Annotated in this window: 17 protein-coding genes; 15 read left to right on the top strand and 2 right to left on the bottom strand. The window is 61.0% G+C overall.

Going from position 1 to position 14,143, the window contains the following annotated elements; all coding sequences use genetic code 11:
• Positions 1–35: 35 nt before the first annotated feature.
• The 3 genes from AB1E34_RS13450 to AB1E34_RS13440 are packed head-to-tail and all read left to right on the top strand — an operon-like array spanning position 36 to position 1,656.
• Entirely contained in the window at positions 36–671 is a 636-nt protein-coding gene (locus AB1E34_RS13450) for a DNA-3-methyladenine glycosylase family protein (RefSeq protein WP_372572861.1), read from the top strand.
• Positions 668–1,333: an alpha/beta hydrolase gene (locus AB1E34_RS13445; protein ID WP_372572860.1), complete on the top strand. Its 666-nt coding sequence runs from the start codon at positions 668–670 to the stop codon at positions 1,331–1,333. Before AB1E34_RS13450 ends, AB1E34_RS13445 begins: the two co-directional genes overlap by 4 nt.
• 23 nt (positions 1,334–1,356) lie before the next feature.
• Positions 1,357–1,656 (top strand): putative quinol monooxygenase, encoded by a 300-nt coding sequence (locus AB1E34_RS13440; protein ID WP_372572859.1) that lies wholly within the window; start codon positions 1,357–1,359, stop codon positions 1,654–1,656.
• Here the strand turns inward: AB1E34_RS13440 and AB1E34_RS13435 are convergent.
• Positions 1,653–2,105 carry a VOC family protein gene (locus AB1E34_RS13435; RefSeq protein WP_372572858.1) on the bottom strand — a complete coding sequence of 151 codons (453 nt, stop codon included), beginning with the start codon at positions 2,103–2,105 and terminating at the stop codon, positions 1,653–1,655. The genes AB1E34_RS13440 and AB1E34_RS13435 overlap by 4 nt on opposite strands.
• Before the next feature lie 11 nt (positions 2,106–2,116).
• The gene (locus AB1E34_RS13430) at positions 2,117–2,692 is read right to left on the bottom strand and encodes a pseudouridine synthase (RefSeq protein WP_372572857.1); all 576 of its coding nucleotides are present in this window, start codon (positions 2,690–2,692) and stop codon (positions 2,117–2,119) included.
• 213 nt (positions 2,693–2,905) lie between these two features.
• Between AB1E34_RS13430 and AB1E34_RS13425 the strand changes: the two genes are divergently transcribed.
• The 12 genes from AB1E34_RS13425 (at position 2,906) to lpxA (ending at position 14,143) form a co-directional block, all read left to right on the top strand.
• Entirely contained in the window at positions 2,906–3,490 is a 585-nt protein-coding gene (locus AB1E34_RS13425) for an HNH endonuclease (protein WP_372572856.1), read from the top strand.
• 265 nt (positions 3,491–3,755) lie between these two features.
• The gene (locus AB1E34_RS13420; RefSeq protein WP_372572855.1) at positions 3,756–4,640 is read left to right on the top strand and encodes a LysR substrate-binding domain-containing protein; all 885 of its coding nucleotides are present in this window, start codon (positions 3,756–3,758) and stop codon (positions 4,638–4,640) included.
• Positions 4,641–4,914: 274 nt separating this feature from the next.
• Positions 4,915–5,478: a ribosome recycling factor gene (frr, locus tag AB1E34_RS13415; RefSeq protein WP_372572854.1), complete on the top strand. Its 564-nt coding sequence runs from the start codon at positions 4,915–4,917 to the stop codon at positions 5,476–5,478.
• Positions 5,479–5,489: 11 nt separating this feature from the next.
• Complete coding sequence (gene uppS, locus AB1E34_RS13410) at positions 5,490–6,221, top strand: polyprenyl diphosphate synthase (protein WP_372572853.1); 732 nt, start codon at positions 5,490–5,492, stop codon at positions 6,219–6,221.
• A complete protein-coding gene (locus AB1E34_RS13405) occupies positions 6,218–7,000 on the top strand; it encodes a phosphatidate cytidylyltransferase (protein ID WP_372572852.1) in 783 nt (260 codons plus the stop codon). The genes uppS and AB1E34_RS13405 overlap by 4 nt, the downstream gene beginning before the upstream one ends.
• Entirely contained in the window at positions 7,000–8,172 is a 1,173-nt protein-coding gene (gene dxr, locus AB1E34_RS13400) for a 1-deoxy-D-xylulose-5-phosphate reductoisomerase (protein WP_372572851.1), read from the top strand. Before AB1E34_RS13405 ends, dxr begins: the two co-directional genes overlap by 1 nt.
• A gap of 4 nt (positions 8,173–8,176) precedes the next feature.
• Positions 8,177–9,529: an RIP metalloprotease RseP gene (gene rseP / locus AB1E34_RS13395; protein ID WP_372572850.1), complete on the top strand. Its 1,353-nt coding sequence runs from the start codon at positions 8,177–8,179 to the stop codon at positions 9,527–9,529.
• Between the two features lie 86 nt (positions 9,530–9,615).
• Entirely contained in the window at positions 9,616–9,741 is a 126-nt protein-coding gene (locus AB1E34_RS13390; RefSeq protein ID WP_372572849.1) for a hypothetical protein, read from the top strand.
• A 129-nt stretch (positions 9,742–9,870) separates the two neighbouring features.
• Positions 9,871–12,231 (top strand): outer membrane protein assembly factor BamA, encoded by a 2,361-nt coding sequence (gene bamA / locus AB1E34_RS13385; protein WP_372572848.1) that lies wholly within the window; start codon positions 9,871–9,873, stop codon positions 12,229–12,231.
• Between the two features lie 6 nt (positions 12,232–12,237).
• Positions 12,238–12,816 carry an OmpH family outer membrane protein gene (locus AB1E34_RS13380; RefSeq protein ID WP_372572847.1) on the top strand — a complete coding sequence of 193 codons (579 nt, stop codon included), beginning with the start codon at positions 12,238–12,240 and terminating at the stop codon, positions 12,814–12,816.
• A 71-nt stretch (positions 12,817–12,887) separates the two neighbouring features.
• The gene (gene fabZ / locus AB1E34_RS13375) at positions 12,888–13,361 is read left to right on the top strand and encodes a 3-hydroxyacyl-ACP dehydratase FabZ (protein WP_372572846.1); all 474 of its coding nucleotides are present in this window, start codon (positions 12,888–12,890) and stop codon (positions 13,359–13,361) included.
• Positions 13,358–14,143: an acyl-ACP--UDP-N-acetylglucosamine O-acyltransferase gene (gene lpxA, locus AB1E34_RS13370; protein ID WP_372572845.1), complete on the top strand. Its 786-nt coding sequence runs from the start codon at positions 13,358–13,360 to the stop codon at positions 14,141–14,143. Before fabZ ends, lpxA begins: the two co-directional genes overlap by 4 nt.

Genomic DNA, 14,143 nt, shown 5'->3' with positions numbered 1-14,143 from the left:
GGTGCCGCAGCAACGCGCAAGGGAACCGGGCAGGGATGGCACAAAGCGAACGGATCATCGAAACGCCCGATTGCGTGGCCGAAGGGGCCGACTGGCTGGCCGCGCAATGCCCGCGCATGTCCCATGCCATGACGCTGACCGGACCGCTGCCGTTGCGGCGCAAACCGGACGGGTTCGCCGAGCTTCTGAGTGCCATTGTCAGCCAGCAGGTCAGCGTCGCCTCGGCCAATGCGATTTGGGGCCGGATGAAGGCGGCGAAGCTGACCGGGCCGCGCAAGATTCTCTGGGCCAGCGACGACGACTTGCGGGCGGTGGGGCTGAGCCGCCAGAAAATCCGCTATGCCCGCGCCTTGGCCGACTCACGGATAGACTACACCTCCCTGCGCGAGACACCCTCCGATGAGGTGATTGCAACGCTGGTCGAAGTGCCGGGCGTCGGCGCCTGGACCGCCGAGATTTACGCCATGTTCTCGCTGGGCCGCGCCGATGTCTTTGCACCCGGCGATCTGGCGCTGCAGGAGGCGGCCAAGGATCTTTATGGCCTGCCGGAGCGGCCCAAGGAAAAAGACCTTCGGGCGATGGCCGAGGACTGGTCGCCATGGCGGTCGGTTGCGGCCCGCGTGCTCTGGGCCTATTACCGCGTGGCCAAGGACAGGGAAGGGATCAGATGACGCGCGTTTTAACCTCCGGCCGGAAAGAGCCGCATTCGGGCACCACACGATCGGTGGTGGTGTTTCTGCACGGCTACGGCGCCAACGGGGCCGACCTGCTGGGGCTCGCCGATGTGCTGGGCGAGCATCTGCCGGATACGCTTTTTGTGGCCCCTGACGCGCCGGAGCAGATTCCCGGCATGCCGGGCGGTTATCAGTGGTTTCCGATCCCCTGGATCGACGGCTCGTCCGAAGAAGAGGCCATGCGTGGCATGACGGCGGCCACAGATGATCTGAACGCCTACCTCGATGCGTTGATGGTGGATGAGGACGTGCTGCCCGAGCAGGTCGTGCTGTTCGGGTTCAGCCAGGGCACGATGATGAGCCTGCATGTGGCGCCCCGCCGCGAGGACCCTGTGGCGGGGATCGTTGCCTTCTCGGGCCGGCTGCTGAACCCGGAAGCGCTCAGCGACGAGGCGGTCAGCCGCATGCCGGTGCTGCTGGTGCATGGTGATGCCGATGACGTGGTGCCGCCGCAATCACTGCCCGAGGCCGCCGAGGCGCTGCAAGATGCAGGCTTCAAAGAAGTCTATGCCCATGTCATGAAAGGCACCGGTCACGGGATCGCGCCGGATGGCTTGAGCGTGGCGCTGGCCTTTATGCGCGACAAACTGAGTCTTTGACGGATTTGAATGGGAGAGATCGGATGTTGACTGTTACCGGAGTTGTCGAAATTGCGCCTGACGGCGTGGAAACCGCGAAAGCAGCCGTACAGAAAATGGTCGCCGAGACCCTCAAGGAAGACGGCTGCAGAATCTATGAGTTCAGCCAGGTGATCGGGTCGGAAACGCGCTTCCGTGTTTACGAGGAATGGGACAGCCTGAGCGCGTTGCAAGCGCATTTCGAAACGCCGCATATGGCTGAGTTTCGCGCGACCCTTGGGTCTGTCGGTGTCATCTCGCGCGATATCTCGCGTTTCGAGGCCGGAGAAAAGACGCCCGTTTAGGCGGGCGAACCCGACTCCGTGGCCCCCCAAAGCCAACCTTCCGCAAATTCAACCGAGTTGCCTGCGGGATCGCGAACATAAAGCGATTTCGCGCCGTTGGGCCAATCGAACTCGGTGTCTATTGTGACATTTGCGGCCGCAAGCCGCTTGCGCATTGCCTCGATTGCGTCGCGATCCAGCGTGAAGCAGACATGCCCATGCCCGTGCGCGCCATGGGCGGGCACCGGCAGACGCGGGTTGTTGGGCGGCAAGACCGTCTTGTGCGGGTTGAAGATCAGCAGCACCGCAGGGCCGACCCGGTAAAAGACGTGCCTCTCACCGATACGCTGGATGCACTCCAGCCCGAGCAACTTGCCATAAAACGCCTCGGCCAGATCCAGATCCTCGGCATAAAGCGTCGCTTCGAGGATCGCGGAGGGGGCGGGGGCGGAAGGCAATGTATCGGTCATGCCCGATTGTATCACCTGCGCAGGGGACTGTCAGGCGGCGCCAGTGCCTCCCATCTGCCGGGCTCAAGCCCGTCCAGCGACCAGTCGCCGATCCGGCAACGGATCAGCCGCAGGGTCGGGTGGCCCACGGCGGCGGTCATGCGCCGTACCTGCCGGTTGCGCCCCTCTCGAACGGTGATTTCGATCCAGCTATCGGGGATGGATTTGCGCACCCGGATCGGCGGGGTCCGGGGCCAGAGACTGTCCGGTTCCTCGATCAGCCGCGCCCGCGCCGGTCGGGTCATACCATCCTTGAGCTGGACGCCCTTTCTCAGCGCGTTCAGCGCCGCGTCATCCGGAATGCCTTCGACCTGTGCCCAATAGGTCTTTGCCATCTTATGTTTCGGGTCGGCGATGCGGGCCTGTAGCCGCCCGTCATCGGTCAGCAGCATCAGCCCTTCGCTGTCCCGGTCCAGCCGCCCGGCCGGATAGACGCCGGGCAGATCGATGAACTCGGACAAGGTCCGGCGCGGACTACCCTCGGTGCCCTTGTCGGTGAATTGCGACAATACATCGAAGGGTTTGTTGAAACGGATGAACCAGCTCATGCCCTTGTCCTAGCGGGCGCGGCTGCTGTGGGCAAGCATGTGGATAACCGTCACGATCCTGTTACGGAACCCGGCTAGCAAGACGGCGATATGTTGTGGAAATTCAAGACTTGTCACGGGCTGACCACGATATATAGTTATACCAAAGGCAGGGGCGGGGCTCCCCGTCCTGATGTCACAAGAGGACAGAGCAGGACGAGTGGAGAGTCAGGTATGGATGGCGATTTCAGGACCGAATTTGTCAGGGAACCAGGCGCCCTGAAACAGCACCCGGCGCTGGTGCTGAATGCGGATTACAGGCCGCTTTCTTATTATCCCTTGTCGCTCTGGGCCTGGCAGGACGCCATCAAGGCCGCGTGGCTGGATCGGGTGGATATTGTCGCGGAATATGACGAGGTTGTCCGAAGTCCGTCGACGGAAATCAGGATACCCTCGGTCGTTGTTCTGAAAGACTATGTAAAACCTCAAAAGCGCGTGGCCTTCACGCGCTTTAATTTATTTCTGAGGGACGGTTTCCGCTGTCAGTATTGTGGCAGCAAGGGCGATCTGACCTTTGATCATGTGGTGCCCCGCGCAGCAGGCGGCGTCACAAGTTGGGAGAATGTGGTCGCCGCCTGCGCGCCCTGCAACCTGCGCAAGGGATCGAAATCCCTGCGCCGCGCGGGGATGAGCCTGCGCAAGCCCCCGCGTCGGCCGCAAGCCGAAGAATTGCGTAATACCGGCCGGAGATTCCCGCCTAATCACCTGCATGAAAGCTGGATCGATTTCCTCTATTGGGATACCGAGCTGGACGCCTGATCTGCGGGCCTACCGGTCGCTTCTGGGGGGCAACCCCACATCCCTGAGCATGTGGTCGTCCAGTTGGTCGATATGGATCGTGCGACGCCGTCTTGGCCGCGTTGACAGGGGACGCCAGCGAGATACGCGGCGTTTGATGCCCAAAGCCAGTCTATGCATGGGGTACGCTTTCTGATTTACTGCTATGGTCCGTGTTCAATATTTGTTGAGAACAGGTGTTTTGTGAAACGCAGAGACAGTATGAAAGCATAAGGTGTATTTATGTATGGCGCAGGTGCTTCCCTCTCTCGCCGCCATCCGGGCCTTTGAAGCCGCCGCGCGCCATCAGAGCTTTACGCGCGCGGCCGAAGAGCTTGGCATGAGCCAGGCCTCGGTCAGTTATCAGATCCGGGTGCTGGAAGAGCGTCTGGGGTTCCGCCTGTTCGCCCGCGCGGCGCGCAAGGTGCATCTGACCCGCGATGGCGAACGGCTCGCTAAATCGGTGGTCGAGGCGTTTGATTTGATGCGCACCGCGTTTCAGACGGTCGAAGCCGACCAGCATGCCACCCTGACCATCTCTGCGACGCCGACCTTTTCGGCGAACTGGCTGGCGCCCAATATCGGTCGGTTCCAGATCGCACATCCCGAGATCGCGGTGCGGGTCTATGCCAATGAGGAACGAACGGATTTCGCGCGTTCCGAGATTGATCTCGCCATCCGGTACGGCGATGGCGGGTTTCCGGGATTGCGTGCACATCGCCTGATGCCCACCGAATTCACGCCGGTCTTTGGGCCCGCGCTGGGGGCAGGGCCATCCTCGCCCGAGGACCTGCTGGAGTATCCGCTGGTCTGCCCGCGCGATTCCTATTGGCGCATCTGGCTTGAGGCTGCAGGCTGCGACCCGTCCGGGCTGGACCGCCTGACCGGAACCTCGATGGCCTCACAGACCGAAGCGGCGCAGGCCGCGATGGCCGGGCACGGGATCGCGATGCTATCGCCTCGGTTTTTCTCCCAGGATCTCGCCTCCGGGCGTTTGATCCAACCCTTCGATCTGGTTGCAACAGATGGCATGGCGCATTGGCTGGTCTACCCGCAGGCGCGCAGAAATTTGAACAAGATCAGGCTGTTCCGCCGTTGGATTGAGGCAGAAACCGCTCACGAACCCCACTAAGAAGCCGCATTGCAGATCTCGGCCGCAGCTGTTGGTCATGAAGCCTGAATGGTCTCGAGTGCTGAAGCCGGGTTGCTGGAGCGAGCCGTAGGTCCTTAACGGCTCGCTCGCGGGCCGTAACTGGTGGCGACGATAAGTTTGCCATCTGTGTAGGAGATAGGGCGGCTGGTCGGCCTCGTCTTTGCTGTGAATGTGGTTCATGATTGCTATACATCCAGAAGCCGATGGCGTATGACCCGTCAAAACAGCACCTGAAGCAAGGGGAGTGGGCAGCATGTCTGAAGATTTCGAACTGGATACCGATGATCTGAAGCGCCGCATGGATGGCTCGATGGCCAATCTGCGAACCGAGTTTGCGTCGCTGCGCACCGGTCGGGCTTCGGCCTCGATGCTGGAGCCGGTGATGGTTGATGCCTATGGGGCGACGACTCCGATCAATCAGGTCGGCACCGTGAACGTGCCCGAGCCGCGTATGGTGACGATCAATGTCTGGGACAAGTCATTGGTCGGCAAGGTTGAAAAGGCCATTCGCGAAAGCGGGCTGGGCATCAACCCGCAGCTCAACGGCACGATCATCATGCTGCCGATTCCCGAGTTGAACGAGGAACGCCGCCGCGAGCTGGGCAAGGTGGCGGGCCAATATGCCGAAAGCGCGCGGGTCGCCATCCGCAACGTGCGCCGCGACGGAATGGACCAGATCAAGAAGGCCAAGGCCGACGGTATGTCGGAAGACGACCAGAAATTCTGGGAGTCAGAGGTGCAGGAATTGACGGATGAGATGATCAAGGCCGTCGATACCGCTCTGGAAACCAAACAAGCCGAAATCATGCAGGTGTGAACGCGTCACCGATGCTCAAGGATCCCTCATCTGAGACGGCCGGTGGCCCGCGCCACGTCGCGATCATTATGGATGGCAATGGCCGTTGGGCGCAGGCGCGCGGTCGGCCACGCCTGTTCGGGCATCATGCCGGCGCGCGCCGCGTGCGTGAGGTGGTCGAGGCCTGCCCCGACCTGGGGATCGAATATCTGACGATCTTCGCCTTTTCGACCGAGAACTGGAAGCGGACCCAGGTCGAGGTGGCCGGGCTGATGACCCTGTTCCGCCGCTACATCACCAAAGAGACCCGCGCCCTGGCCGAACGTGGCGTTTGCGTGCGCTTTATCGGCGACCGGGTGCGGCTGGACAACAAGCTGGTCGCCTTGATGGACACGCTTGAGGAAAAGACGCGCGACAATGCACGGGTGAACCTGACCATCGCGCTGAACTATGGCGGTCGCGACGAGGTGGCCCGCGCCACCAAGCGTCTGGCGCATGACGTGGCCGATGGCAAACTGAACCCGGACGACGTGGACGAGGAAACCCTGCCGCGCTACCTTGATACCTGCGTGCTGCCAGACCCCGATTTGGTCATTCGCACCAGTGGTGAGGCGCGGATCTCGAACTTTCTGCTCTGGCAATCGGCCTATTCCGAATATGAGTTCATCGACACGTTGTGGCCGGATTTCACGGCCGATGAGCTGGGACACCTGTGTCGCAGCTATGGCACCCGCGACCGGCGCTTCGGTGCGGTGCGCGCATGAGCGAGGGCAAATGGTCCGATCTGGCGGCGAGGGTCGTCTCGACGATCGTGCTGGTTGCGATCGCCGCTGTAGAGCTTTGGCTCGGCGGGCTGTGGTTTGAAAGCTTCATTGCGGCGGCCTGCGGAGTGATGATCTGGGAACTGGTGCGGATCATCGCCCCTGAGAAAAGCCGCGAGGCCCTGCATCTTGGCATTCTGACCGGGTTTGCGATCCTGCTCAGCTATCATCTGCCCGTGATCTTCAGACTGCCGGTGCTATTGGCCCCGGTGGTTGTGGGGGCTCTGCAAATGCCTGCGCGGCGCGGACTATATGCGCTGTTTGCCTTGTGGATCAGCGCGGCGGGGCTGGGCTTTATCTCGATCCGGCTGAACATGGGTTTTGGCTGGATGCTGTGGCTGATTGGCGTTGTAGTGGTCACGGATGTGGCCGGGTACTTCGTGGGCAAATCCATCGGCGGACGCAAGTTCTGGCCACGTGTGAGCCCGAAAAAGACCTGGTCGGGCATTGTCGGCGGCTGGATCGCAGCGGCGTTGGTGGGCGCTGTGGTGGCCATGCAGGCCGGGTTTGGCGTGGCATTTGTGCTGGTCTCGGTGCTGGCCTCGATGGCCAGCCAGGCGGGTGACATGGCCGAAAGTGCGCTCAAGCGGCATTGCCACATCAAGGATAGCTCGAACCTGATCCCCGGGCATGGCGGCTTTCTGGACCGGTTCGACGGCATGATGGGGGCGGCGCTCTTTGTTCTGATCGCGGGGCTTTTCTATGCGCCGGGGCCGATGTGATGCGGCGCGTTTCCATTCTGGGGGCGACCGGCTCGATCGGGCAGAACACGGTGGACCTGATCGCCCGAAACCCTGAACGGTTCGAGGTGGTGGCCCTGACGGGTGGCGCCAATATCGACCAACTGGCGGCAGATGCGCGGGCTCTGAAGGCGCAATTGGCCGTTACCGCTCATGAGGGGCACTATCAGGCGCTGCGCGAGGCGCTGTCGGGCACCGGTATCGAGGTTGCGGCCGGCCCGGATGCGCTGATCGAAGCGGGCGCGAGGCCCGCTGATTGGGTCATGTCTGCAATTGTCGGCGCGGCGGGGCTGGCGCCGGGGCTTATGGCGCTGGAGCAGGGCGCGACGCTGGCCCTGGCCAACAAGGAATCGCTGGTCTGTGCCGGGCAACTGGTGCTGGACACAGCCCGGCGTCGCGCGGCGCGGCTCTTGCCGGTGGATAGCGAACATTCGGCGGTGTTTCAGGCGCTGGTGGGCGAGGATATCTCGGCAGTGGAACGGATCGTGATCACCGCCAGCGGTGGGGCGTTTCGGGACTGGCCGTTGGAGGCGCTGAAAGAGGCGACGCTGGAACAGGCCTCCTCACATCCCAATTGGGCGATGGGGCAGCGGATCACCATCGACAGCGCCTCCATGTTCAACAAGGCGCTGGAACTAATAGAAACAAAAGAATATTTCGGTGTCGCACCTGACCAGATCGAGGTGATTATACACCCGGAATCGATCATCCATGCGCTGGTCGGATTCCGCGACGGAGCCCTGATGGCGCATCTGGGCGCACCCGATATGCGCCATGCGATCGGCTATGCGTTGAACTGGCCTGACCGGCAGCATTTGCCGGTGTCGCGGCTGGATTTGGCGCAGCTGGCGCAGCTGAATTTCCGTGCGCCCGATGATGCCCGCTATCCGGCGCTGGCGCTGGCGCGGCAGGTGATGCGGCGCGGCGGGCTGTCAGGGGCGGTGTTCAACGCCGCCAAGGAGCGGGCGCTGGATCACTTCATCGCGGGACGCATCGGATTTCTCGACATGGCGGCAACGGTCGAGGCGGTGCTTGACCGGTTTGAGGCCGATCCCGGTCTTATTGATGCCCCAATGACACTTGATAACGTGACGCAAACGGACCATCTCGCACGTATCCGGGCGGATGAAACCATCGGCGTAAGAGCAGGGTAGACACTTGGACATTCTTGGGATGATCCCGCAGTTTGGCGGACTTCTTTATACCATCATAGCCTTCGTGCTGGCACTTTCGGTGATCGTCGCGGTCCATGAATATGGCCATTACATCGTCGGGCGCTGGTCCGGCATTCATGCCGAGGTGTTTTCGCTGGGCTTCGGTCCCGTCTTGTGGAGCCGGGTCGACCGCCACGGCACGCGCTGGCAGGTCGCGCTGCTGCCCTTTGGTGGCTATGTGAAGTTTCTGGGCGATGCCAATGCGGCCTCTGGCAAAGATGAGGCGGCCATGCAGACGCTGTCCGAGGGCAATCCGAAGGCCTTGCGCGCCTCCATGCATGGCGCGCCGCTCTGGGCGCGCACCGCAACCGTGGCTGCAGGGCCGGTGTTCAACTTCATCCTGTCGATCATCGTCTTTGGCGCGATCTTCATGTTTCGCGGCGTTGCCAGCGACCCGCTGACCGTAGCCGCAATCGAGCCGCTGCCGAATGTTGTCGAGGAGTTGCAGGTCGGGGACCAGATCACTGCCATTGACGGCGCGCAGGTGCCTCAGTTCAGTGATTCTGAAGCATGGAGCGATTTCATCGATGATCTCCAGCCCAGACCGGTGCTGGACTATGCGGTCAAACGTGACGGGCAAGACATGGTGGTGCGCGGACCTTGGCTTTTCCCGCCGCTTGTCAGCGCGGTTGCGCCGCGCAGCGCCGCGATGGATATCGACCTGAAACCCGGCGATGTGATCACCGGCATTGACGGGACGCCTGTCTTTGCCTTCTCAGAATTGAAGGACGCGGTCGAAGGATCAGACGGCAAAGGGCTGCTGCTGGATGTCTGGCGCGATGGCGAGACGCTTGAGTTCGCGCTTGTTCCGCGCCGCACCGACGAGCCGCAGCCCGAAGGGGGCTTTGTCACCCATTGGCGGATCGGCATAGTCGGCGGCATGGCGCTGGAGCCCGCGACCGAGCGGGCGGGGCCGGTACAGGCTCTGGGTGAGGGTACCGAACAGACATGGCGGATCATTCGCGGCTCGGTTTCCGGCCTTTGGCACATGATCACCGGCGCGATCAGCACCTGCAATATCTCTGGGCCCATCGGCATCGCCGAGACTTCGGGCGCGATGGCAAGCCAGGGCGCGCAAAGCTTCATCTGGTTCATTGCGGTGCTGTCGGCGGCGGTGGGGCTGATGAATCTGTTCCCGATCCCGGCACTGGACGGCGGTCACTTGGTCTTTTACGCCTATGAGGCGGTCGTGGGCAAACCGCCCAGCGATATGGCGCTGCGGGTGCTGATGACGGTAGGCATTTCGCTGATCCTGGGGCTGATGGTCTTTGCCCTCAGCAACGACCTGTTCTGCTGAGGCGATCCTCTATCTTGCCGCAAGCTTGCCCAAGTCTCGCCATATTCCGGCACTAGGCTATTGCCATTGTTTTCGAGGGTTTTGCCATGCCTGCACTTCAGCAATCCTATCGCGGCCTCAGCTTGTTGCTTGAGCTGAACTGGGACCGTTTTCTGTTTCTGGGCGCGCTTGGGGCGGGTCTTGCCATGGGCGCATATCTCAACAGTTTCTGATTCTCGGCGACCAATAATCCAAAAAGGCACGTAAACCGAAAGGTTGCGTGCCTTTGGTGTTTTGACAACGCGCTTCAATCCCGCTACTGAAAAGCAAAAATAGCGGTTTGAAATCGGGTAGTACATAAAATGAAGACTGGCACGGGGACGGGTACATCCTGCGGCGGAGTGCGGGGCGGCGGCAATATGTTGTGGCGTGCACTGGCAGCGATTTTCTTTTTGGCGACAACGGCTTTTGCAACCCTGCCCGACATGGCGGCGGCGCAGACCTATGTCTTCAATTCGGTGCAGGTCGAGGGCAACGAGCGGATCGAAACCTCGACCATCATCACCCGAACGGGAATCGAACCCGGCAAGGAAGTGAGCGCAGGGCAGCTCAATGACGCCGTACAGCGTGTGCTTGACAGTGGCGTATTTGAAACAGTCGAGATGATCCCGCGCGGGAGCACGCTGATCGTGAAGGTCGTGGAATACCCGACGATCAACCAGATCAGCTTTGAGGGCAACAAGCGGATCAGAAACGACGTTCTGACCCAGGTTGTCTCGTCGGAATCCCGCCGCGTTTACACCCCTGAGCAGGCCGAACGCGACGCGGTTGCGATCTCGGATGTTTATTCCGCGCGGGGCCGTGTTGCCGCCACGGTCGTGCCACGCATCATCCGCCGCAATGATAATCGGGTCGATCTAGTTTTTGAGATTGCCGAGGGTGACACGATTGAGGTCGAGCGGATCAGTTTCGTCGGTAACCGCAACTATTCCGACCGCCGCCTGCGCCGGGTGCTTGAGACCAAACAGGCCGGTTTGCTGCGCACCTTAATTCAGGCCGACACATTCATCGCCGACCGAATCGAGTTCGACAAGCAGGTATTGCGCGACTTCTACCTGTCGCGCGGCTATGTGGATTTCCGGGTCAACAGCTCGAATGTGGAATTCACCCGTGAACGGGACGCGTTCTTCCTGGTGCTCAACATCACCGAGGGCCAGCAATTCTCGTTTGGTGAGATCACCGTCTCCAGCGAGATCGAAGGTCTTGATCCTGCGCCCTATCTGGATGCGATCAAGGTCCGGCGCGGTGTGACCTATTCTCCGTCGCTGGTGGATAATGAAATAGCGCGCCTGGAGAAACTCGGCTTGCGCAACGGTGTTGATTTCCTGCGCGTTGAACCCCGGATCACCCGCAACGATCGCGACCTGAGCCTCAATGTGGATTTCGCGCTTGTTCGCGGTCCGCGCATCTTTGTCGAGCGGATCGATATCGAGGGCAACACTACGACATTGGACCGGGTGATCCGCAACCAGTTCAGAACGGTCGAAGGCGACCCGTTCAACCCGCGCGAAATCCGTGAAAGTGCGGAACGCATTCGCGCATTGGGCTTTTTTGCCAATTCCGATGTGGAAACCCGCGAAGGCTCCACGCCGGATCGGGTCATTGTCGATGTGGATGTCGAAGAGCAGCCGACCGGGTCGCTCAACCTCGGCGGTAACTACTCGGCGGCGGATGGGTTTGGTCTGGCAGTCGGCCTGACGGAAAACAACTTCCTTGGTCGCGGGCAACGGGTTTCGCTGAATGTGTCAACCGCGCAGGAGTCTGAACGTTATACCTTCAGCTTCACCGAGCCTAATCTGCTTGGTCGTGATCTGCAGGGTGATCTTGCTCTCGGATACGCGGCGCGCGATTCGAGTTTCTCTAACTATGATACAAGACGTGTCTTTTTCACGCCGGGTGTGACGTTCCCGGTGGGCGAGCTGTCCTCTATGCAGTTCCGCTATGACTGGGGTCAGAGCGAAATGCGCCAGCGTGATGACCAGACGGTCGGAGCGGTCATTGCCTCGGAAATCGCACAGGGCAAGCGTACTGCAAGCGGGCTGGGGCTGAGCTATGTCTATGACAGTCGCCGCAGTGGATTGGACCCCACTGCTGGGGTTCTGTTCCGGGCGGACGTTGACACGGCGGGGCTGGGTGGAGATGACAAATATGTCAAAGCTGTCGTCAGCAGTACCGCTCAGCGGCTGGCCTTTAGTGAAGAGGTGACACTCAAGGCCACGCTCGAGTTGGGCGCGTTCCACTGGTTTGGCGATGGCAACAGCCGCACCATTGACCGTTTCCTGCTGGGGCCGCGCACATTCCGCGGCTTCGATCCGGCGGGTATCGGTCCGCGCGATCTGTCTAATGGTGTCGATGACGCGATTGGCGGCAACTACTACGCGGTCGCACGGCTTGAGGCTGATTTCCCGTTGGGACTGCCCGAGGAGTACGGGATCCGCGGGGGCCTGTTCTATGATCTCGGAAATCTGTGGAACATCGACAATGTGGACACCGCCGGCGCCTCGATCGTGGGGGCGGATGGGTCGCTCAGACAGGTCGTTGGTTTCTCTATTCTCTGGACAACCCCATTTGGCCCGTTGAGGTTCAACTTTTCCAAAGCGTTGCAGAAAGAAGATTTTGACAAGGAACAGAATTTCGACGTGACGCTTCAGGCGCGGTTCTGATCTGCTATGGCACTTGGGCGCAGATCCGGCCCCTGCGCTGCGCTGTTGCTGGCGGTTGCACTCCTAGCGGGGGCACCGCCAGCGGGCGCGCAGGACACCGGTCTGCCCACGGGTCAAATTCTGACCATTTCCGCTGACAGGCTTTTTGCTGAATCCGATTTCGGCCAGCGGGTGCTGAGTGAGCTTGAAGCCGAGGGTATTGTTCTTTCCGCCGAAAACGAGCGCATCATCGCGGAACTGAGCCGCGAAGAAGAGGCCCTGACGCAGCGCCGGGCCGAAACTGACCCAGAGGTATTCCGCACGCTTGCCGATGCCTTTGACAGGAAAGTGGAAGAGCATCGCGTCAACCAGAAGGCCAAGCTTGACGCCTTGACGCTCAACCGCGAAAAGGCGCGGGCGGTGTTTTTCGAAGCCGTCCGCCCGGTGTTGGAGACACTGATGCGCGATACCGGGGCTGGCGTGATACTGGAGCGCTCGGATGTGTTTCTGAGCGCAAACGCCACCGATATTACTGCCAATGCCATCGCCCGCATCAATGCGACGATCGGCGATGGTTCCGATCTGGAAACGCAGATCGAACGCTAGCTCGCTTGCCCAAGCGGGCATCTGTTGCTAGTGACGCCTCCAACACGAATGAACCACGGGACGACCGCGCAATGACATCAGAGACCAAGAGCGCCGATATTCAGCTGATCCAGCGTATTCTGCCGCACCGCTATCCCTTTCTTCTGGTCGACAAGGTGGTGGATATCGACGGCTATGCCTCGTCGCGCGGGATCAAGAATGTCACCATGAACGAGCCACATTTTCAGGGCCATTTTCCCGGCACCCCGATCATGCCCGGCGTGACGATCATCGAGGCGATGGCGCAGACAGCCGGCGTTATGCTGGGGGTTGGTTTCGATGTGATCGATACCGAATTGCTGATCTATTTCATGTCCATCGACAAGTGCAAGTTCCGCCGCAAGGTGGTGCCCGGTGACGTGATGGAGATGCATGTCCAGACCGTGCGCGGCAAGAAGGGTGGCAAGATCTTCAAGTTCAGCGGCGTTGCCACCGTCGAAGGCGAGGTGGCCGCACAAGCCGAATTTTCAGCCTATGTCGATTGGGACATGGAAAAGACAACATGAGCGGCATCCACCCCAGCGCCATCATCGAAGAGGGTGCGCAGATCGGTCAGGACTGTGTCATCGGCCCGTTCTGTGTGGTCGGGCCTCAGGTGCGGCTTGGTGACCGGGTCGAGCTGAAATCCCATGTGGTCGTAACCGGTGACACTGAGGTTGGGGATGATACCGTGATCTTCAATTTCTCGGTGATCGGAGAGATCCCCCAGGATCTGAAATTCGGTGGCGAGAATACGTCGCTGGTGATCGGCAAGCGCAACCGTATCCGGGAACATGTGACCATCAATACCGGCACCGAAGGTGGTGGCGGGGTGACCCGTATTGGCGATGATTGCCTGCTGATGGCGGGCGTGCATGTCGCCCATGATGTGCAGATGGGCAACCGCGTGATCATGGTGAACCATGCCGGTGCTGCCGGACATTGCGTGATCGAGGATGACGTGATCGTTGGCGGCATTTCGGGGCTGCATCAATGGGTGCGGGTCGGGCGCGGTGCCATCATCGGCGCGCTGACCATGGTGCCCAATGACGTGATCCCCTACGGGCTGGTGCAGGCGCAGCGCGGGCGGCTTGACGGGTTGAACCTTGTCGGGCTCAAGCGGCGCGGGCTGTCACGGGCCGATATCTCGGCCCTGCGTGCAGCGTTCAAGGAGCTGTCCGAAGGCGACGGCACCTTCCAGGATCGGGCCAAACGTCTGGGCGAACGCACTGACAGCGACTATGTCCAGCAGATCGTCGATTTCGTGACCGGGCAAAGCGACCGGTCCTTCCTTACGCCGGAGCGCTGA

Origin of the sequence: Ruegeria jejuensis (genome assembly GCF_041537905.1) — a bacterium.
Classification (GTDB): Bacteria; Pseudomonadota; Alphaproteobacteria; order Rhodobacterales; family Rhodobacteraceae; genus Ruegeria_C.
This window is presented reverse-complemented; position numbering and strand designations above follow the sequence as displayed.

Bases quoted from the DNA above. Each gene is read 5' to 3' on its own strand.
- uppS (WP_372572853.1), top strand. From the start codon at position 5,490: ATGCTCAAGGATCCCTCATCTGAGACGGCCGGTGGCCCGCGCCACGTC.
- AB1E34_RS13405 (WP_372572852.1), top strand. From the start codon at position 6,218: ATGAGCGAGGGCAAATGGTCCGATCTGGCGGCGAGGGTCGTCTCGACG.
- lpxA (WP_372572845.1), top strand. From the start codon at position 13,358: ATGAGCGGCATCCACCCCAGCGCCATCATCGAAGAGGGTGCGCAGATC.
- AB1E34_RS13380 (WP_372572847.1), top strand. From the start codon at position 12,238: ATGGCACTTGGGCGCAGATCCGGCCCCTGCGCTGCGCTGTTGCTGGCG.
- AB1E34_RS13450 (WP_372572861.1), top strand. From the start codon at position 36: ATGGCACAAAGCGAACGGATCATCGAAACGCCCGATTGCGTGGCCGAA.
- AB1E34_RS13390 (WP_372572849.1), top strand. From the start codon at position 9,616: ATGCCTGCACTTCAGCAATCCTATCGCGGCCTCAGCTTGTTGCTTGAG.
- AB1E34_RS13445 (WP_372572860.1), top strand. From the start codon at position 668: ATGACGCGCGTTTTAACCTCCGGCCGGAAAGAGCCGCATTCGGGCACC.
- AB1E34_RS13420 (WP_372572855.1), top strand. From the start codon at position 3,756: ATGGCGCAGGTGCTTCCCTCTCTCGCCGCCATCCGGGCCTTTGAAGCC.
- AB1E34_RS13435 (WP_372572858.1), bottom strand. From the start codon at position 2,105: ATGACCGATACATTGCCTTCCGCCCCCGCCCCCTCCGCGATCCTCGAA.
- fabZ (WP_372572846.1), top strand. From the start codon at position 12,888: ATGACATCAGAGACCAAGAGCGCCGATATTCAGCTGATCCAGCGTATT.
- AB1E34_RS13425 (WP_372572856.1), top strand. From the start codon at position 2,906: ATGGATGGCGATTTCAGGACCGAATTTGTCAGGGAACCAGGCGCCCTG.
- dxr (WP_372572851.1), top strand. From the start codon at position 7,000: ATGCGGCGCGTTTCCATTCTGGGGGCGACCGGCTCGATCGGGCAGAAC.
- AB1E34_RS13430 (WP_372572857.1), bottom strand. From the start codon at position 2,692: ATGAGCTGGTTCATCCGTTTCAACAAACCCTTCGATGTATTGTCGCAA.
- AB1E34_RS13440 (WP_372572859.1), top strand. From the start codon at position 1,357: ATGTTGACTGTTACCGGAGTTGTCGAAATTGCGCCTGACGGCGTGGAA.
- bamA (WP_372572848.1), top strand. From the start codon at position 9,871: ATGAAGACTGGCACGGGGACGGGTACATCCTGCGGCGGAGTGCGGGGC.
- frr (WP_372572854.1), top strand. From the start codon at position 4,915: ATGTCTGAAGATTTCGAACTGGATACCGATGATCTGAAGCGCCGCATG.